Below are 20,148 nucleotides of genomic sequence, written 5' to 3'. Positions count from 1 at the left end.
ACCTAAACACTTGATGTAATCCAATGTAAAAAAGCAGTAAGTGCAAATGGTTCGCACTCACTGCTTTCGATACAACTCAATTTAGGACAAAGCACCGAGTATTAGTATTTCGTTTTTACCTCATGAGGAGCTAAGAATGTCCCCTTCACTCCTAAGATATCTCGGTAATAAGCTTCAAACATCAAGATGTTTTGGACGTAACCACGGGTCTCTTTAAAAGGGATCATTTCAATAAAGGCATACGCATCGAGCTTTTCGTCACTGCGTGAACGCCACTGCCTCACTCGGCTCGGCCCGGCATTGTAAGCAGCCAAAGCAAAAATACGGTTATTGTCATATTGAGAAAGTAAACCATCTAGATAGTGACTACCAATCTCAATGTTCTTACCGACATCATAAAGATCATCGCTGCCCTGATACTTAATTTGATGTTTGTTAGCCGTGTATTGAGCCGTTTTCGGCATGATTTGCATGATACCACGAGCCCCAACAGGAGAGCGTGCCTCTGAATCCAGAGCGCTCTCTTGCCTCGATAAAGCCATTAAAGTGATGGGATCAATACCGTGCTTTTCAGCGTAGAAATTAAACCACCATTTATGCGCAACAGGGAAACGCAGAATGAGGTTATCCCACATCTTCGCAGCAATACTCGCCGTTACTGTTAAGTGATTCCAACGCTGTGTCGCGGCATGGGCAGCAAACATCGCCTTATGATCTTTGTCTACATTGGTTAATAACCAGCGCCACTCACTCTTCGCTGCCGCAATTTTATCTCGGTCAATCAATTCACCAATACGAACCAAAGAGGTGTCGAACGGCTTCATCATCTCAGCATTGTATTTGAGTACTGATGTCGGATATTGAACAGGCTTACCTAACTGTTTAGCCGCCGCGACACTGTAAAAATTACGCCTACCTAAAATATCGGCTAGTCGCTTGTTGCCTTTGGCAGTATCACCCAACGCAATCTCAGCTCTGCCCTGCCAATATTGCCAACGCAGCGAAGCTTGATGTTTATCATCCAAGCGCGCTATCCACTCTTGTAAGCCAGTCCAATCTGCATGCTGAATAGCTAAACGAGCACGTCGTTCAAGCAACACTTGCTTTGATGAACTCACGAGTATTTTGTCTCGCCACGCCATCAACTCTTCAGAATCCGTATTAATCAAACGAAATGCTAGGTAATCGGCAAGCTCTTGAGATTTCTCTTTCGAGAACTTCTGAGCCTTGATGACCTCATCAAACACCTCCTGAGCACTGCTTGCTGACTTCCTTGCCAATTTCTCGAAACCAAACTCGGTTTGAGCTTGGTAAAATTCATTCTCAGGGTGCTTCTTAGCGAACGCGAGAACATCCTCAGGTTTGTTGTACAACGCCTTCATTTGTTTCGCTTGGGCAATTGACTCATCACTATCCAATTGCTTAATTAGATAAGTCATCAATTTACCGCTACGACCTTCGAACGCTAACAGCATCCTTTCTAGTATCAGCTCATCCGTTCTTAAACCCGCTTGATCCCAGCTCTCAAACAGAGGATCACAGGCGTCATCAACACCACGACCACTTAACCAAAGTTGCCTAGCCCCTTTAAAAGCAAGCTCTTTATTGCCTTGTTCGTAATGCGCTCGGTAATAGATACATTGGTATTTTTCACCAACAGGTTCTTTAGTTTGAAACTCAAGGATCGTCTTCCACTGCTTTTGAAAAGCCAATGAATCCAAATAAGGTGCGCGCATGCGATTAGAAAATGGCAGTGCTTTATTCTGTTCAATAAAAGCATCCACCTCAGCAGGTGTACGCTCTCCTAAGCCAATAAGAAAAGCTCGATAATCTGTATAAGGTGTTAAAGGATATGTTTGAATCTTGTTACGTAGCGCGGAGTAGGCTTTTAGATCATGGTTGTCTAAAACCTCTTGCGCTCTATCATAAACATCACGCTGCATTTCAAGCTCGGATGCATTGCTCGCTAAAGCCATCGGAGCCAGTGAAAATGAAGACAAAATTGCCGATGCAGCCACAGCAATTTTCGTATTACCAATTCGGAAAAACATTCGCTCTTTCCTTAGTGCGTGTATGAATACGTGAAATCTATTTACGCCCGACCTCACATCAAATGTAAAGGATTTGAGTGTAAATATTATTAATATTTAACACTTCGCCTCAGAAGCCTATTAAATATAGTTTTAATGACCAATGTGACAATAATAGGTAAGGATTCGTTCAAGAGTGGCTTTTCTTTCCTAGGAGTAACATCTTTGAGGATATTGGTATAAAATAGCAGACAATTTTGAACAATAATTAGGATCGATCGGCAATGGCTGAATACGTATATACCATGTCTCGGGTGAGCAAAACTGTTCCACCTAAGCGTCAAATTCTTAAAGACATTTCTCTTAGCTTTTTTCCTGGCGCTAAAATCGGTGTTTTGGGTTTAAATGGTTCAGGTAAATCTACCCTACTACGTATCATGGCTGGTATTGATACTGATATTGATGGTGAAGCACGTGCACAACAAGGTCTTAAAGTAGGTTACCTACCGCAAGAACCTGTACTAGACGAATCAAAAACCGTTCGTGAAATCGTAGAAGAAGCGGTTTCTGACGTTGCTGACGCACTTAAGCGTATTGATGCGGTTTACGCAGCTTACGCAGAACCAGATGCAGATTTCGATGCACTTGCTAAAGAGCAAGGCGAACTAGAAGCACTGATTCAAGCAAAAGACGGTCACAACCTAGAGACAGCTCTAGAGCGTGCTGCTGATGCACTTCGTCTTCCTGAGTGGGATGCGAAAATTGAATTCCTATCCGGTGGTGAGCGTCGTCGTGTTGCTATCTGTCGCCTACTTCTTGAAAAGCCAGACATGCTGCTGCTTGATGAACCAACCAACCACTTGGATGCTGAATCAGTAGCATGGCTTGAGCACTTCCTCGTCGATTACAGCGGTACTGTTGTGGCGATTACCCACGACCGTTACTTCCTAGACAACGCTGCTGGCTGGATTCTAGAACTTGACCGTGGTGAAGGTATCCCATGGGAAGGTAACTACACGTCTTGGCTAGAGCAAAAAGACGAGCGTCTAAAGCAAGAAAAAGCGGGCGAAAGCGCACGTCAAAAGACAATAGAGAAAGAACTTGAATGGGTTCGTCAAAACCCTAAAGGCCGTCAAGCTAAATCTAAAGCTCGTATGGCTCGTTTTGAAGAACTGACGACAGGTCAATACCAGAAGCGTAACGAAACCAACGAACTGTTCATCCCGCCAGGTGAGCGTCTAGGTGACAAAGTTCTTGAAGTGAACAACCTGACTAAATCGTTTGGTGATCGCGTTCTTATCGACGACCTATCGTTCAGCATGCCTAAAGGCGCTATCGTCGGTATCGTTGGTGCCAACGGTGCAGGTAAATCAACACTATTCAAGATGCTAAGCGGTGCAGAACAGCCAGATTCAGGTACAGTTGAACTAGGCGAAACCGTTAAACTTGCTTCTGTTGATCAGTTCCGTGACAGCATGGACGACACTAAGACAGTATTCCAAGAGATCTCTGAAGGCGCTGATATCATTAAGATCAACAACTTCGAAATCCCTGCGCGTGCTTACTGTTCTCGTTTCAACTTTAAAGGCAACGACCAACAGAAGATCATCGGTGAGCTTTCTGGTGGTGAGCGTAACCGTGTTCACTTAGCGAAACTGCTAAAAGCGGGCGGTAACGTACTGTTACTCGATGAGCCTACCAACGACCTTGACGTTGAAACGCTACGTGCTCTTGAAGAAGCACTGCTTGAATTCCCTGGCTGTGCAATGGTTATCTCGCATGACCGTTGGTTCCTTGACCGTATTGCAACCCATATCTTAGACTACCGTGATGAAGGTCAAGTTAACTTCTACGAAGGTAACTACACTGAGTACACGGAGTGGCTAAAACAGACTCTGGGCGCTCAAGCGGCGGAACCACACCGCATCAAGTACAAGCGTATAGCTAAGTAAATTAGCTTGTATTCTGAACAAAGGCCGCGATAATAGCGGCCTTTGATATATCTGAATTACGTATTACACATTGATGTAGAGATATTCGTTATGATAGAAAGACGTCAGTTTTCACGAGTTGTTTATCAAGTCCCAGTAGAATTGTCACAAGGACAAGGAAACATATCTGGATCGATACAAGACTTATCTCTTCATGGCCTACTCATTCAATGTAATGAATTACAACAACTCAGCGACAATGTTCCTGTTCAGGTCAGCTTTACGCTGACAAACAGTAATATCAATATTCAGTTAGAAGCAACGATAGTCTCTACCATCAATACCTCAATGCGTTTACGCATAGAGCATTTAGATATTGATAGTATCAGTCACCTTAAGCGCCTTGTGGAACTTAATGTTGGCGACGATGAATTGCTTTATAGAGAGATTAAGCACCTTACCGACTTAGGTTGTGAATAAGATCTCAGTTACCTTTTTTCTATTAAAAGCATCTAATTAGTACAGAACCATGTCTAAAAAAGTTTCCATTACTATTCCCTCTAGCCAGGGGGAACAGACGTTTTACTTCGGCCGAAAAGCCGTGCTCATGTGCACCACTGCGATTTTTTCAGTACCGCTATTAATTGGCGGCGCTGCATACATGCACTTTGAAACCCAACAAGAGCTCGCGATGCAAGCGAACGATGCCCAACAATTAATTGAGACGCTGATTGTTGAAAAAGAACAAACCGAGTTTCTTTATGCTGAACAAGTTGATACCAATCATTCTCTATCGCAAACATTGACAGAGAAAGAAGGCACGATTCAACTGCTTGGTAAGCGTGTATTTGACGTTGAGTCGGTACTTGGCCTTGCTGACGAAGAACTACTGACCGATGATGTCTCTTTAGAAGACAGAATTGATGCCGCAGCCATCGATTCAGCGGTAAGAGCAACCATGTTCCGTTTGATTCCAAACGACAGCCCTATGGCTTATCAACGAATCTCTTCTTCTTATGGTCGCCGCACTAACCCTATTACAGGTAAACGCCATGTACATACTGGTATCGATCTAACGTGTAAGCGTGGTGAAGATATTGTAGCGCCCGCAGATGGAGTCATTGAAACGGTACGCCCAAGTAAAAAAGGCTTCGGTAACTTTATTACTATGCGTCACTCGTTCGGTTTCATGAGTTCTTACGCGCACCTACAAAAATTCAAAGTTCGCAGCGGTCAGTTTGTGAGTAAAGGTGATGTGATTGCAAGCTGTGGTAACTCAGGTAACTCAACCGGGCCACACTTGCATTATGAAGTACGCTTCCTTGGTCGTTCACTGAACCCTCAATACTTGATGGATTGGACACCTGAGAACTTCAACTACGTGTTCGAAAAAGAGAAAAAGGTTAAGTGGGGCCCACTGGTTCAACTGATTGATAATGTGGTTCGCTTGCAGATCAACCTGACTAATGTGCCTTACATTAGCTCGACCATCGACACGGTATCGAGTGAAGATAGCAAAAAACTTATCACGACTAACTAGTTGTTAATGAATAAGAACTGTTGGTTTGGCCTATGATGATCTAATTGCTTTTAGCCTACTGTAGGCCAAGTGCTTTCATAGCGTTCAGCACAAACAAAAAGAGCGACCAGATGGTCGCTCTTTTTTATGATTTCAAATCAGTATTAACCACGATGAATCGAGTCATGTGCTTGTTTTAGAAGACTTTGGCTCTCTTGTAAAAATTGTTGTGAGTAGTCACCAAACCAATCACTCACTTGGTTGAAGCTCTCAACAAACTTAGCCTTATCTTTGCCATCTAGGATTTCTAACGCTTCTCCGAAACAACTATGGAAGCGTCGAATCATCTCAATATTCTCATCCGAAGAAAGAATGATATCGCCGTACAAGTTCGGGTCTTGAGCAAACAGACGACCAACCATCGCAATCTCAAGTCGGTAGATTGGCGAGCTTAGTTTCAGAAGTTGATCAATGTTCGGGTTCTCTTTACTCAGGTGCAAGCCGTAAGCAAAAGAGGTGAAGTGACGAAGTGCTTGAATCAATGTCATGCCGTGATCGTGTTCAGCAGCATCCATCTGGCAAAGGCTCGCGCCCCAAATACCAAATTGATTCAGTAACCATTGGTAGCTTTCAGAACCACGACCATCACTGTAAACAATCACTTGCTTAGCAAGACTTGGAACATCAGGGCCAAACATTGGGTGCAATCCAACCACTGGGCCTTGGTGCATGTTCATCATTGCTTGCAGAGGTTTAGATTTAATTGACGTCAAATCACATAGAATACAATCACTTGGTAGGTTACCTAGCTTCGCAATCACACCTTCAGTTAAGTGGATTGGAACCGTAACAACCACAAGCCCAGCATTATCTAAGATTTCGTCGGCCTTATCCCAATCTTGGCTGCCGAGGATTTTCACTTCGTAGCCAGACAGTTTGAACATACGGCCAAACAAGCCACCAAGTTGACCATTACCACCAACGATAACCACTGAACGTAACTCTGGGTTAAGACACTTAAAGCCAGAATCTTTCTCACTGGCATAAGACTCACGCATAGTACGACGCAAAATATCTTCGATGAGCTGTGGTGGAACCCCTATTTTCTCGGCTTCTTGACGACGAGATGCCAGCATCGCAGCTTCACGTTCTGGTACATAAATAGGTAAACCATGTTCACTTTTTACTTCGCCCACTTTCTCTACTAGAGCAAGGCGTTGAGCCAGTAAATCCAACATTTGTTTATCGACAGCATCGATTTGGTCGCGTAATTCGTTCAGTTCAACGGCCATTTTATTCCTTACTAATCTATAAGCCCGTGCCAATCTATCAGCCCACAATCACGTAGGTACGCTAGCAACAGATCTTAAAATGCCCCATTAGATGAGGCACTTAAATTTAAAACTCTGACTAACCTTTCAAGCGGTTCTCTAAGAACGGGACTAATTCCGTATGTGCATGTTTCAATAGTGCCTCAGTTGAATCCCAATTGATACACGCGTCGGTTATAGATACGCCGTATTTCATCTCATTGAGAGGTATATCCGAAGATTGATTTCCTTCGTTAATATGGCTTTCAATCATAAGGCCGATAATCGACTTGTTGCCTTCACGAATTTGGTGAATCACATCTTCAGCAACTAGGGGTTGGCGACGGAAATCTTTGCGAGAGTTCGCGTGGCTACAGTCGACCATTAGCGCTGCCTCTAAACCAGATTTACCCAGCTCTTGCTCACATTCGTGTACCGATACTGAATCGTAGTTCGTCTGCTTACCGCCACGTAAAATCACGTGACCATTTGGGTTACCTTGCGTTGTTAGTAGTGCAACTTGACCTTCGCGGCTGATACCCATGAAACGGTGGCTAGAAGAAGCCGCCTGCATTGCATTGATTGCAGTGCCTAGGTTGCCATCGGTACCGTTTTTAAAACCGATTGGCATTGAAAGACCACTTGCCATCTCACGGTGAGTTTGAGATTCAGTAGTACGTGCGCCAATTGCCGCCCAGCTGAAGGTATCTGCTAGGTATTGCGGGCTAATTGGATCTAATGCTTCCGTCGCTAGTGGGATTTCCATCTCAGCGAGTTCAACAAGTAGCTCACGGCCAACATGCAGGCCATGCTCAATATCGAAAGTGCCGTCTAGATGCGGGTCATTGATCAAACCTTTCCACCCCACAGTGGTACGAGGTTTCTCAAAGTAAACACGCATAACAATATACAGTTGATCGCTAAGTTGCTCAGATAAGGATTTTAGGCGTTTCGCGTACTCTTTCGCAGCTTCAATGTCATGGATAGAACATGGGCCACATACAACAAGCATGCGATGATCTTTCTTATGAATGATGTTTGCGATAGTTTGACGAGACTCTTGAATGAAACGACGAGCATTATCACTCAAAGGCAGTTTTGCTTTTAACTCTTCAGGAGTAATCAGTACCTGTTCGTCGATGATATTGACATTGCTTAATTCACTTTTCTGCATAACTCAACCTGTATATTTATTTTTACACCCAACATTTTCATTTGGGCTAACAATCTTTAAAAACACAATAACAGCTAAAAAAACGATTTCAAGTGTACATTAAAAAAAACATTTTGTGTAAACAATAATTTACACACTTACTTTAACTTGTTCAGAGAAATAAAAAGGCCTAAACCACGCCCCCGCACATACAAAAAAGGCGATATTTCTCATATCGCCCTATCTAAATTTATTATGTGTTTATTTATCACTCACTGCCGAGCATTCGCTTGATCGTCTCTGAGGTCTCTTTCCACCTAGCATCCGAGTGAAGCGTCGACAAATCAAAGCTGTGTTTTTTAAGCAATGAGTTGGCTAAAGGCACCTCTTGAATCGCTAAGTGATCGAGAGCTGCAATTTGTGCCTCTCGTTTATTACACATCAACACCATGTCACAACCTGCATTCAAGGCAGCTTTCGCTCTATCGGCTGGTCCGCCCATTATGGCAGCGCCTTCCATCGTTAAATCGTCAGAGAACACCAAGCCTTTGAACCCAAGCTGCTGCTTCAATACTTTCTGCAGCCAATACTGTGAACCACTCGCTGGTTGATCATCATAGTGAGAGAAAACCACGTGAGCTGGCATCATGGCATCCAATATTCCGGCTTCAATTTGCGCCTTGAAGATTGCCATATCTGTTTCAAAGATGTCGTCTCTAGGGTCATATGGCGTTTCTAAGTGAGAGTCAGCAATCACACCACCGTGTCCAGGGAAGTGCTTGCCTGTTGTCGCCATGCCAACCGACTTCATGCCCTTGATGAAAGCACTGCTATGACGAACAATGGTATCGATATCTTCACCAAATGCTCGGCTACCAACCGCCTTACAGTCGTGACCTTTATCTAAGACTGGCGCAAAGCTCAGATCGATATCATGGGCAATCAATTCCGCAGCCATCAACCAACCGGCTTGTTCTGCCAACTGCACACCATTATTCTTGGTCGCGAATTCTTGCGCGGCAGGGATAATTGAAAAGCCGTCGCAGAAGCGTTGTACTCGTCCTCCCTCTTGGTCAACACCAATCAAAATAGGACGCTTGGCAACTTTACGGATCTCTTTGTTTAACGCCGATAACTGTTTGCTATCGTGATAATTTCGAGTAAATAAGATGAGACCACCAACGGTTGGATGCTCTAAAATTTCTCTGTCTTCAGCGGTCAGTTCGTAGCCTGCAACATCAACCCACAACGGTCCCATAAAATTTCCTTCTATTGCTTAAATTCCGCTACTGCAGATTTACTTTGTTCAATTAATTGGTCGGCTTGCTCTTCTTGCTGAGTTAACGCTATGAACAACAAGTCAGTAATAAAAAGCTGGCTATCACGAGCAGTAATCGATGAACTGCGAATATGATTTTCGTCAGCTGCCGAGATAAGTTTGATGTCCGCATATTTGTCTAAAGCAGAAGGAGATAATTGACTAATCACAATCACCTTGGCCTTTTTCGACCTCGCCAGCTGCGCAACCTTCACCACTTCTCTGGTTTCTCCCGAGTAGGAAATCGCAACCAAGACATCATTTTCAGAGAGAGAAGCAGCATTAGCAATCTGAATATGGGCATCTTGCTCTGCATTTGCAGCATGGCCTATTTTCATCAGTTTGTAAGCGAAGTCTTTGGCGACTAGAGACGATGCGCCCACTCCTGAGATTTGTACCTTATTAGCAAGGTGCAGTAAATCAGCGGCATTGCTCAGCTGTTCGCCTTCATTTAATAACACGGTACGCTCAAGCGATTGTGTTTTACTTGCAAGAAGTTTGTCCATCACGGTATCAGGCGGATCTTTTCTGGTGATGGTGCCATGTATCCCGCGCTGGGATACAGGTTGATAAGTCATATCACTCTGATAGAGCTTCATCTTCATCTCAGAAAAACCTTTGTAACCGAGTTTCTGACTAAACTTTACGATCGTCGACTGGCTCACGCCTACCGCTTTAGCCAACTCAGGAGACGAGAGCTGCTTAACTTGTTGTGGATGATCCAATACGTAACGAGCCACCAGCGAATCTGATGGCGAGAGTTTTGGTAATAACGCTTTAACTTTCGCAATGCCTTTCATTAAACGCTCTTCCCCTTCCCTCTGACCGCATCTCGTTATCATAACGAGTTTTGTATTTTGATTGGAATAATTATTCCTTCACATTCTGCCGTTTGGAATAGCTAACACAACCTTCTGGGATCGCTGTCAAAGAAAACCATTGGTCACTATTCCACCAAGGAATAGATTTTGAAACTCATTATTCAAACTGACATTCTGAAAAAATAACAATAAACACCCTCTACCCTATTCATGCTACGGAGCTGCTATGAATTCACTATTTACCTCACTGGACTGGGCGGTATTCGCGATATATTTCGCTATTATCGCTTTTACAGGTTGGCACTTTAGCCGAACAAAAATCACAAGTACCAAAGACTATTTCTTAGGTGGTAACTCAATGCCGATGTGGGTTGTTGCTATCTCGGTACTGGCAACCTCGCAATCCGCAGCGACGTTTTTAGGTGGACCAGAGTCTAGCTACCGTGGTGATCTTACATACCTAGCGACCAACATTGGCGGTATTCTTGGTGCAATTTTTGTCGCGCTCGTTCTAATTCCTCGTTTCTACCACAACAAAGTCTCTACCGTTTATGAACTACTAAAGGTACGCTTTGGTGAGAAGACCAAACAGCGTGCAGGTGTCATGTATTTAGTCGGGCGTGTGTTTGCTTCTGGTGCGCGCCTATACATGGCAGCTATCGCAGTATCCATGATTCTATTTACCAACATAGACCCAAGCAGCGTAGTCACTTCTGTTGTGATTCTTGTTGCCGTTGGCCTCGCTTATACCTATATGGGCGGCATTCGTTCCGTGATCTGGAGTGACTTAATCCAACTCGTTGTTTATGTCGGTGCAGCTATTGCGGTAATTATCTACCTACTGGGTCAGATCCCTGCCGACTTTAGCCAAATTGCTCAGGTACTTACTAACCCGGGTGAAGGACAACCTTCGAAGCTGACTCTACTCGATTTCACGCTCGACTTTAGCCCTGCTGGCACCTTCAGTTTTTGGGCATGTATCACTGGTTTTGTCTTGTTAAACATCGGTGCATTTGGTCTTGATCAAGACATGACTCAACGCGTTTTGACTTGTAAGGATGCCAAGCAAGGTTCAAAGGCGATGATCAACTCAATCATCTTCTCGATTCCTGTCGTGTTGGTATTTATGTCGATTGGCTTACTCTTGTATGTCTTCTACCAAAGACCTGAACTGATGGGTGTTGAAGGCAAAGACGTCGTGCAAAATTTTAATGGCGAAAACGTCACGATCTTCATGTACTACGTATTAAATGAAATGCCTGCAGGTCTTCGTGGCTTAGTAACGGTTGGTGTGGTTGCCGCGGCACTATCAACACTAAACTCTGGCTTAAACTCGATGTCTTCGGTTGCGGTACAAGATATTTACAAACCTTGGTTAGAAGCTCGTAAAGGAGAACAAGATGACTTCCATTACGTGAAAGCTGGCCGCTTTGGAATGGCTGCAGCGGCCGTAGCCTTAGGTAGCATGGGTATCCTTTGTTACTACTGGCAACAGTACACAGACATGCCACTGTTATCGTTCGCTTTAAGTGTGATGGTGTTTGCTTACACCGGATTACTGGGCGTCTACTTCACGGCGATTTTCACTGAACGCGGCAACGAGACTTCAGTCGCTTTAGCTCTAATGGCAGGCTTCTTAACCACGTTGTTGATGCAAGCTTATGTCTGGGACAGTGTGATGGGTGCGGTTAACGCGGATTGGGTGGGTGTTCGATTAGCCTTTCCGTATCAACTCTGTGTGGGCACGTTTGTATCATTAATCGTGTGCCTTCTAGGTAAGAAGCAGACTCAAGAAATTAATAAACTACAAACGGTTTAGCCAATGATTACCCATATTTTGGCAGTCGATGGTGGTGGGACCAAAACCGCCATGAGACTGAAGCAAATATCAACTACACCAAGTGTCATTCAAGAACGTACTTTAGCGGCAACGTCATTGACCTTGTATGGTGAGGCGGCAATCATTCAACTGACTCATTATATTGAGGAAATGTTGAGTGTGAATCAGATTAAAGCCAAACAGTGCTATATTGTGGTTGGCGTTGCTGGTGCTGGAAATAGTCATTTAAAAGCCAAGCTAAAATCGGCGTTAGCCCACTGCCCACACCTATATGTGACAACCGATGCTGAAGCGTCAGTGTTTGGTGCTAACGCAGGGCAAGGCGTTAACTGCATTGCGATTGGGACCGGTTCAGTTGCCATTCAGTTAGACAACCAACATGTGACTCATCAGTTTGGCGGGTGGGGTTTCCCGATTGGCGATCAAGGGGGTGGCGCTTGGCTTGGATTTCGAGCGGTGCAGCAAACTCTAGCCGAATTTGATGACAAACGTTCCTCTTTAACAAGCCTGCTTGTCATGAATAAAATAGGCAGCGAACGTAGTGACATTCTAAAGTGGCTCAACACGGCCAATGCGACCGATTATGCGCAATTTGCACGAGAGCTCGTTGATATAGAACAGCGCTGCTCAACGGCAAGTACCATATTAAAACAAGGTATTGAAGAAATAGAGAAGCTCACACGAACATGCTCAGAAAACAACAGCTTACCAATTATGTTTTTAGGAAGCTTAGGACAATTCTATCGTTCTAAGCTCTCTCAAGGGCTTCAAGCTCGCGCTTTAGACATTCAAGGTAACGCTCAGGATGGTGCCGAAGTTATCGCTCACCAGAAGATCCACATGCTCAACTTAGGAAATGAACAATGAAGTCAGAGTTATATATTGGCGTGATGTCAGGCACGAGTATGGACGGCGTTGATACGGCTTTAGTGTCAATAGAAGGCACTCGTATCACATTGCTTGATCATGATGAATTCCCTATGCCTGAAGATATCAAAGCCCGTCTGCTTGAAGTCTGTCTTGGCCAGAGAACGGATTTGATTGCCATTGGTGAACTTGACCACCAGCTTGGCCATCTATTTGCTAACGCGGTTCTGCAACTTCTCGAAAAATCAGGAACTCCAGCATCTTCAGTGACGGCCATTGGTAATCATGGTCAAACGGTATTCCACCAGCCAAGCGGCGAATCGCCATTTACCATGCAGTTGGGTGATGCCAATATCATTGCTGCTAAAACAGAGATACAAACGGTCGCCGATTTCAGACGCAAAGACATGGCACTCGGTGGGCAAGGTGCGCCATTAGTCCCCGCCTTCCACCATACTATTTTTCACCCGCAAGAAAGCTCAGTTGTGGTGTTGAATATTGGTGGTATCTCGAATATTTCGGTGCTGCGACCAAATCAGCCAACACTCGGTTATGATACAGGCCCTGGCAATATGTTGATGGACGCTTGGGTAGATAAGCACACAGGAGAGAAGTTTGACCGCGATGCGCAGTTTGCGCTTAAAGGCCAACTCAATCAAGCCTTGCTCGAACAGCTGTTAAATGAGTCTTATCTATCTCAGATACCACCGAAAAGCACTGGCAGAGAGCTGTTCAACCTGCCTTGGCTAGAGCAACAATTAATAGAATTTAAAGACCTTGCAGCAGAAGATGTTCAGCACACGCTTTGTGAGTACACCGCATTGACGATAGCCAATGAAGTGGAGACTTATCGCTTGGGTGAGCAGCCTGCACTCTATGTGTGTGGCGGTGGTACACGAAATCCATTGTTAATGAAAAGGTTGGCTGAACTGCTTCCTAGCTGGGAAGTAGCGTCGACCACCAGTAAAGGTGTTGATGCCGATTATATGGAAGCCATGGCCTTTGCGTGGCTTGCTCAGCGTCATGTTCATCAACTGCCAAGCAACTTACCAGAAGTGACTGGCGCAAGCAGGGCGGCCTCTCTAGGCGTTCTTTATCGTGCTGGCTAAACAACTTTAGAACCATCATTTTGGAATCACCATTTAAGGATCATTATGAGTAACAACGCTCTCATATCAGCGCTCTCGCACCTCGTTTCGGAGGGGAGAAACCCTGATACTATGGATATTGATCTGCTCACCTCTCTCGAAGTGGTTGAAAAGATTAACCAACAAGACAAACAAGTCCCACTGGCGATTGAAGCAGAACTGCCACAGATCGCGAAAGCGGTCGATAAAATTGCTCATGCCTTTCAAAACGGTGGTCGACTGATTTATATGGGCGCAGGCACCAGTGGTCGATTAGGTGTGTTAGACGCCTCAGAATGCCCACCGACTTTCGGTGTTTCAGACAAAATGGTTATCGGCCTAATCGCTGGCGGCCCAGAAGCCATTTTAAAAGCCAAAGAAGGCGCGGAAGACTCGCTGACTCTTGGTATTGAAGATCTGAAAGCGATTCAATTTTCAGAAAACGATGTTGTGGTCGGTATCGCAGCCAGTGGCCGTACACCTTACGTGATTGGTGCCCTTAATTATGCCAATCAAATCGGTGCGGTGACGGTTGCATTGTCTTGTAACCCTAGCTCTCCAATTGCCGAGATCGCACAGATCGCAATTAGCCCAGTCGTTGGCCCAGAAGCATTGACTGGTTCAACACGACTCAAATCAGGTACAGCACAAAAGCTGGTACTTAATATGCTGACGACTGCGAGCATGATTCGTATCGGTAAGATCTACCAAAATCTGATGGTCGACGTAAAAGCGACCAATGAAAAGTTGGTTGCCCGCGCTGCTCGTATCGTTATCCAAGCGACGGAGTGTGACAAAGCACTGGCAGTGTCGACACTTAAAACGACTGATTACGATGTGAAGTTATCTATTTTGATGATTCTAACAGGGCTAGATTTAGAGTTAGCCAAAGCACAACTTGATAAGCAAAATGGCTTCTTGAGAAAAGCAGTCGAGAATAATCAGTAATCTGCTGATACCAATCACAGTAAGTAAGTGATCATAAATAGCGCAGGAAAAATGCTTGAGAACAAGGCAGAAATTTTCGATAAGTAGTTATTCTACAATCAAAATTTCTAACGATGTTATCGAGTGTTTTAACCAGCTAGGATGAACAGTTATTTACTACGATTGGTATTATACTGTTGTGAGCGTCACGCTCGCGACATACAAAAAGACCAGTACACACGCGGTACTGGTCTTTTTTAGTTTTAATTTTTTATCGCTAGCTTGGGCTTAATAGTCATTTGAGAACTCATCCCAGCCACGTTGCCATTCCATGCGGAAACGTTGAGCGTCTTCCGTACCAGAACATACGCCTTCATACACCTGACCAGATAAACCAATCTGATAAGCATGGTTCGGATTACAATATTCAGTCACACCTAGGTGATAACCTTCTGTGTAACTCGCTTGATCGACTGCGCCAAGCTCACTCATCTCCGAATACGAGCGTTGAGTGTGGCCTTTAATACCGTCACGGTAACCAATCTCTTGCCAGTTACCTTTTGCCGCTAAATCTTGAATATTGGCGCTGCATCCTGCAAGGCTAAATGCCACGGCGAATAATGCGATTATTTTTTTCATTTCAGTCCTTTATATTTACCTAGCCACTTCCTGACCAAGCGTTGCCTTTGTGGTGATTCTCCGCTGAACACTGGCTGATGTCCACTTATGTCTGTTATCTGCCACTGATATCTATTGGCTACCGCTTAAAGCTGATAAGCCGCCACTTGCCAGAAGCAAGACACTTCTCAACACGAATAACCAACCGCTCTACAAACGTAGCAAACCACTCAATCATTCATAGCACCGTTAAATTGACTATTCGACCACTCACTCCCGTAGCGGAAGTTTCTTTTCATCGACTCCTTTAATATACACCCTGACTTAATTAATACATTCAGGGATAACAAATTATGATGTGGTTTCTTACCTGTGTTGCAGCACTCATTGGTGGCTACTTTATTTACGGTACCTTTATCGAGAAGATTTTCGGTATCAATGAAAAGCGCCAAACACCCGCTCATACCAAGCAAGATGGCGTGGACTACGTTCCAATGTCAACACCAAAGGTTTACCTAGTTCAGCTGCTTAACATTGCAGGTGTAGGTCCAATCTTCGGCCCTATCATGGGTGCCCTTTACGGCCCAGCAGCAATGCTTTGGATCGTGCTAGGTTGTATCTTCGCAGGTGCAGTACACGACTACTTCTCAGGTATGTTATCTATCCGTAATGGCGGCGCTTCAGTTCCAACCATCACTGGACGTTACCTAGGCAATGGCGCAAAACACTTTATGAACATCTTTGCCATTGTTCTACTGCTTCTTGTTGGTGTGGTATTCGTATCTGCTCCTGCAGGCATGATCACTAACCTAGTGAACGACCAAACTGATTTCGCGATGTCTGCAACAACGATGGTTGTTATCATCTTTGCTTACTACATCATCGCAACGATTGTCCCTGTCGATAAAATCATTGGTCGCTTCTATCCACTGTTCGGTGCGCTGCTTATCTTTATGTCTGTTGGCTTAATCACGGCGATTGGTCTATCTGACGAACACCAAATCATGGGTGGCTTTGAGATGAGCGACATGTTCACCAACATGAACCCGAATGACCTACCACTTTGGCCTGCTCTATTCATCACCATCGCATGTGGCGCTATCTCTGGCTTCCACGCAACTCAGTCTCCTTTGATGGCGCGTTGTATGGAAAATGAGAAGAACGGTCGCTTTGTATTCTACGGCGCAATGATTGGTGAAGGCATTATCGCTCTAATCTGGTGTGCCCTTGCTCTGTCTTTCTTTGGTTCAGTTGAGTCTTTGTCTGACGCGATTGCAAACGGCGGCCCTGGTAACGTGGTATACAGCGCTTCATTTGGCCTACTGGGTGTATTTGGCGGTATCCTTGCTTTCCTTGGCGTGGTTATCCTACCAATCACTTCTGGTGACACTGCATTCCGTTCAAGCCGTCTTATCCTTGCTGAATACTTCAACATGGAACAGAAAACACTGCGTAACCGCCTACTGATGGCTTTACCACTGTTCGTTATCGGCGGCATCCTGACTCAAGTTGATTTCGGTATCATCTGGCGTTACTTCGGTTTTGCTAACCAATCAACAGCAGTAATGATGCTGTGGACAGCTTCAGCTTACCTACTTCGTCACAACAAACTGCACTGGGTAACAACAGTTCCAGCTATCTTCATGACGTCTGTGTGTATCACATTCATCTTAAACAATAGCCAACTGGGTTTTGGGCTACCTATGCAAATATCAACAATCGTAGGCGTGGTGTCATCTCTACTGATTACGGCTTACGTGATCAAGATTTCAAAAGGCAAAGGCGATATCAACCTAGCTGATGAAGAACAAGAGAAAGAAGCAAAAGGCGTAACCAAAACTGCCTAGTTCTTTCAGACTCTTGATAAAAGAGACACGTCTTCATAGAGAGACAAAAGAACAGCCAAACACACTTCACTTGCTCCGGTAATCACCCAGTGATTCGTGGAAATTAAGACTAAAGCCCGTCCTCTGTGATGGGCTTTACTGTATCTCAGCATTGAGAAGCAATCGTCACTGGATATAACCAACGAAAACACAAGCAAAGCTACCGTTACCACGCAATGAGCTTTACACTTAACAAGCGTCTCAATAGGTGAAAATATGGAACTCATTCTCTCTCTGCTGCAACAAACCTGTGTCTACTTAGTGATTGCTTACATGTTAAGTAAAACTCCATTGATTCTCCCTTTGTTGAGCATCTCTTCACGCTTAAGTCATAAAGTCAGCTGTTATGTTCTGTTTTCTCTGTTCTGTATTATGGGCACCTATTTTGGACTGCAGATTAATGACGCGATAGCCAACACTCGTGCGATGGGCGCAGTAATGGGCGGTCTGTTTGGTGGCCCTGTCGTTGGCTTTGCGGTCGGCTTTACTGGCGGTATTCATCGTTACTCATTAGGTGGATTCACAGATCTAGCTTGTGCTATTTCCACCACAGCAGAAGGTTTGATTGGTGGCCTATTGCACGTTTACTTAGTCAGAAAGAATAAAGCCAGCCAGCTGTTTAATCCGCTGGTAGTGTTCTCTGTCACCCTGTTTGCAGAGATCATTCAGATGTTAATTCTACTGGCAGTCGCGAAGCCATTTGAGCAATCTTATGCTTTAGTTTCCGATATTGCCGCGCCAATGATCATCGCCAACTCGGTCGGTGCTGCACTGTTCATGAGCATAATCCAAGACAGGAAAACCATCTTCGAGAAATATTCAGCTACTTTCTCGCGCCGCGCATTAACCATCGCCGAGCGTTCTGTGGGTATTCTGCATGGTGGCTTCAATTCCGATAACGCACAAAAAATCGTGCGTATCGTTTACGAAGAAACCAACGTCGGTGCGGTGGCGATTACCGACCGAGAAAAAATTCTCGCTTTCGTCGGCATTGGCGATGAACACCACATCCCTAACACTCCAATTTCATCGCAGAGCACCCTCACCTCGATGGAACAAAACGACATCATCTACCTTGATGGTAAAGAGAACCCATACCAATGTTCTCTATCTCAAGATTGTAAGTTGGGCTCTGCGCTAATCATTCCACTGCGTGCGGGTAACGAAGTCGTCGGTACCATTAAACTGTATGAGCCAAAGCTGAAGCTGTTTTCGACCATTAACATGTCGATGGCAGAGGGTATCGCTCAACTACTGTCGAGTCAGATCCTATTCAGCAACTATCAGCAGCAGCAAACGTTACTGACACAAGCGGAAATCAAACTGCTGCACGCTCAAGTGAATCCACACTTCTTGTTCAATGCGCTTAATACTATCAGCGCCGTTACACGTCGTGACCCAGATAAAGCACGAGAGCTTATTCAGCACCTATCTCACTTCTTTAGAAGCAACCTTAAGCAGAACATCAACACTGTGAAACTCAAAGACGAACTGGCACACGTCAATGCTTACCTGACCATAGAGAAGGCACGCTTTACCGACCGCTTAGAAGTGGAATTGGATATCGACCCGCTACTGTATGACTCTCAACTGCCGAGCTTTACCCTACAGCCACTGGTTGAAAATGCCATAAAGCATGGCATTTCAAACATGCTAGAAGGCGGCAAAGTGAAGATTTATAGTGAGGCTTTCAAGGGTGGATTTAAGCTGACCGTGGAAGACAATGCAGGCAACTATCAGAAGCCGTCTCAAGACCATGTGGGTTTAGGAATGGAAATTGTTGATAAACGACTCGCGAATTTCTTTGGACAAGACTCAGCACTAAAAATAGAATCTCAACCACAGCAATTTACTCGAATGAGCTTTATCATACCTATACTAAAATAACGGTGCTTTCGTAAATGATAGCCTCTTGGTAACCGTATTATTTAGAAGCCAAACGTGAATCAAACAGGGATAGAATCAAGATGAAGATTGTAGGATGTTAAAAGCATTAGTTGTCGATGATGAGCTTTTTGCTCGTGAAGAACTGATTGAACTACTGACTGAAACTGGAGAAGTGGAAGTCATCGGTCAAGCAAGCAACGCGATCGAAGGCCTGAAGCAGATCAACCAGCTCAAGCCTGATGTAGTGTATTTAGATATTCAAATGCCGCAAGTTACCGGGATTGAACTCCTGAGCATGCTTGATCCAGACACTATGCCTTACGTAGTATTCGTAACAGCCTATGATCAATATGCTATTCAAGCATTCGAAGATAACGCCTTTGATTACCTACTCAAGCCGGTTGAACCTTGTCGATTAAACAAGAGCGTTTGTCGCCTGAATAAGATCATCAAACAGAACCACAAAGCGCCAGAACAAGACATATCAGTCATCGCCCCCTCTCATTTAGAGCAGATTCCGTGTATTGGCCATAACCGTATAGTGATCATGGCAAGCCAAACGGTCGAGTGCGCCTATTCAGACATCAGTGGGGTACATGTTCGTAGTTCATCGCAAACAGCAACTTCACAATTAACCTTGAAGACCTTAGAAGAAAAGACCGATTTAATCCGCTGTCATCGCCAATATTTGATCAACATAAAATCGATCCAAGAGATCAAGCTATTAGAAAATGGATTAGCCGAGATAGTCACACTGACGGGCTTTGAAGTGCCAGTCAGCCGTCGCTACCTCAAGACGTTAAAAGAGCAACTCGGCCTTCAGTAAACATACTTCAGGTCAAGACATAGCATGATCAAAAAAGCCAACGCATCAACGTTGGCTGTTTACTAGTCGCTAGTGTCACGAATCAATA

16 protein-coding genes are annotated in these 20,148 nt (G+C 44.6%); 10 read left to right on the top strand and 6 right to left on the bottom strand.

Features of this window, described 5'->3' with window-relative positions; all coding sequences use genetic code 11:
- Positions 1-101: 101 nt before the first annotated feature.
- Complete coding sequence (locus tag ACED48_RS15890; protein ID WP_017056148.1) at positions 102-2,051, bottom strand: transglycosylase SLT domain-containing protein; 1,950 nt, start codon at positions 2,049-2,051, stop codon at positions 102-104.
- 263 nt (positions 2,052-2,314) lie between these two features.
- Between ACED48_RS15890 and ettA the strand changes: the two genes are divergently transcribed.
- The 3 genes from ettA (at position 2,315) to ACED48_RS15875 (ending at position 5,501) form a co-directional block, all read left to right on the top strand.
- Positions 2,315-3,982, top strand: coding sequence for an energy-dependent translational throttle protein EttA (gene ettA, locus ACED48_RS15885; RefSeq protein ID WP_017056147.1), 1,668 nt, complete (start codon positions 2,315-2,317; stop codon positions 3,980-3,982).
- 90 nt (positions 3,983-4,072) lie between these two features.
- Positions 4,073-4,441 (top strand): PilZ domain-containing protein, encoded by a 369-nt coding sequence (locus tag ACED48_RS15880; RefSeq protein ID WP_017056146.1) that lies wholly within the window; start codon positions 4,073-4,075, stop codon positions 4,439-4,441.
- A gap of 49 nt (positions 4,442-4,490) precedes the next feature.
- Positions 4,491-5,501, top strand: coding sequence for a M23 family metallopeptidase (locus ACED48_RS15875; protein WP_029626953.1), 1,011 nt, complete (start codon positions 4,491-4,493; stop codon positions 5,499-5,501).
- 143 nt (positions 5,502-5,644) lie between these two features.
- Here the strand turns inward: ACED48_RS15875 and tyrA are convergent, their stop codons facing one another.
- The 4 genes from tyrA to ACED48_RS15855 all read right to left on the bottom strand — a co-directional run bounded on the left by tyrA (position 5,645) and on the right by ACED48_RS15855 (position 10,061).
- Positions 5,645-6,772, bottom strand: coding sequence for a bifunctional chorismate mutase/prephenate dehydrogenase (gene tyrA / locus ACED48_RS15870; RefSeq protein ID WP_017056144.1), 1,128 nt, complete (start codon positions 6,770-6,772; stop codon positions 5,645-5,647).
- 118 nt (positions 6,773-6,890) lie between these two features.
- On the bottom strand, positions 6,891-7,964 hold the full coding sequence (locus ACED48_RS15865) for a 3-deoxy-7-phosphoheptulonate synthase (protein ID WP_017056143.1): 1,074 nt from the start codon (positions 7,962-7,964) through the stop codon (positions 6,891-6,893).
- 247 nt (positions 7,965-8,211) lie between these two features.
- Positions 8,212-9,201: a beta-N-acetylhexosaminidase gene (gene nagZ / locus ACED48_RS15860; protein ID WP_017056142.1), complete on the bottom strand. Its 990-nt coding sequence runs from the start codon at positions 9,199-9,201 to the stop codon at positions 8,212-8,214.
- Between the two features lie 11 nt (positions 9,202-9,212).
- On the bottom strand, positions 9,213-10,061 hold the full coding sequence (locus ACED48_RS15855) for a MurR/RpiR family transcriptional regulator (protein WP_017056141.1): 849 nt from the start codon (positions 10,059-10,061) through the stop codon (positions 9,213-9,215).
- Positions 10,062-10,308: 247 nt separating this feature from the next.
- Here ACED48_RS15855 and ACED48_RS15850 point away from each other — a divergent pair, with 247 nt between their 5' ends.
- Genes ACED48_RS15850 through murQ form a run of 4 tightly spaced genes read left to right on the top strand, consistent with a single transcriptional unit; the run spans position 10,309 to position 14,864 of the window.
- Positions 10,309-11,901 carry a sodium:solute symporter gene (locus tag ACED48_RS15850; protein WP_017056140.1) on the top strand — a complete coding sequence of 531 codons (1,593 nt, stop codon included), beginning with the start codon at positions 10,309-10,311 and terminating at the stop codon, positions 11,899-11,901.
- A gap of 3 nt (positions 11,902-11,904) precedes the next feature.
- Positions 11,905-12,789: a BadF/BadG/BcrA/BcrD ATPase family protein gene (locus tag ACED48_RS15845; protein WP_017056139.1), complete on the top strand. Its 885-nt coding sequence runs from the start codon at positions 11,905-11,907 to the stop codon at positions 12,787-12,789.
- Positions 12,786-13,898, top strand: coding sequence for an anhydro-N-acetylmuramic acid kinase (locus ACED48_RS15840; RefSeq protein WP_017056138.1), 1,113 nt, complete (start codon positions 12,786-12,788; stop codon positions 13,896-13,898). The genes ACED48_RS15845 and ACED48_RS15840 overlap by 4 nt, the downstream gene beginning before the upstream one ends.
- A 45-nt stretch (positions 13,899-13,943) precedes the next feature.
- Complete coding sequence (gene murQ / locus ACED48_RS15835; protein ID WP_032547889.1) at positions 13,944-14,864, top strand: N-acetylmuramic acid 6-phosphate etherase; 921 nt, start codon at positions 13,944-13,946, stop codon at positions 14,862-14,864.
- Positions 14,865-15,131: 267 nt separating this feature from the next.
- Here the strand turns inward: murQ and ACED48_RS15830 are convergent, their stop codons facing one another.
- Positions 15,132-15,482 (bottom strand): DUF2799 domain-containing protein, encoded by a 351-nt coding sequence (locus tag ACED48_RS15830; RefSeq protein ID WP_017056136.1) that lies wholly within the window; start codon positions 15,480-15,482, stop codon positions 15,132-15,134.
- A gap of 332 nt (positions 15,483-15,814) precedes the next feature.
- Between ACED48_RS15830 and ACED48_RS15825 the strand changes: the two genes are divergently transcribed.
- The 3 genes from ACED48_RS15825 to btsR all read left to right on the top strand — a co-directional run bounded on the left by ACED48_RS15825 (position 15,815) and on the right by btsR (position 20,060).
- The gene (locus tag ACED48_RS15825) at positions 15,815-17,308 is read left to right on the top strand and encodes a carbon starvation protein A (protein ID WP_017056135.1); all 1,494 of its coding nucleotides are present in this window, start codon (positions 15,815-15,817) and stop codon (positions 17,306-17,308) included.
- A 255-nt stretch (positions 17,309-17,563) separates the two neighbouring features.
- Positions 17,564-19,234 carry a sensor histidine kinase gene (locus ACED48_RS15820; RefSeq protein WP_017056134.1) on the top strand — a complete coding sequence of 557 codons (1,671 nt, stop codon included), beginning with the start codon at positions 17,564-17,566 and terminating at the stop codon, positions 19,232-19,234.
- Positions 19,235-19,328: 94 nt separating this feature from the next.
- Entirely contained in the window at positions 19,329-20,060 is a 732-nt protein-coding gene (gene btsR / locus ACED48_RS15815; RefSeq protein ID WP_017056133.1) for a two-component system response regulator BtsR, read from the top strand.
- Positions 20,061-20,148: the final 88 nt, after the last annotated feature.

This window comes from Vibrio sp. 5S239 (assembly GCF_041439575.1).
In the GTDB taxonomy this organism is placed as follows: domain Bacteria; phylum Pseudomonadota; class Gammaproteobacteria; order Enterobacterales; family Vibrionaceae; genus Vibrio; species Vibrio kanaloae.
The sequence above is the reverse complement of the archived record's forward strand: the minus strand, read 5'-3'. Positions and strand labels throughout refer to the sequence as shown.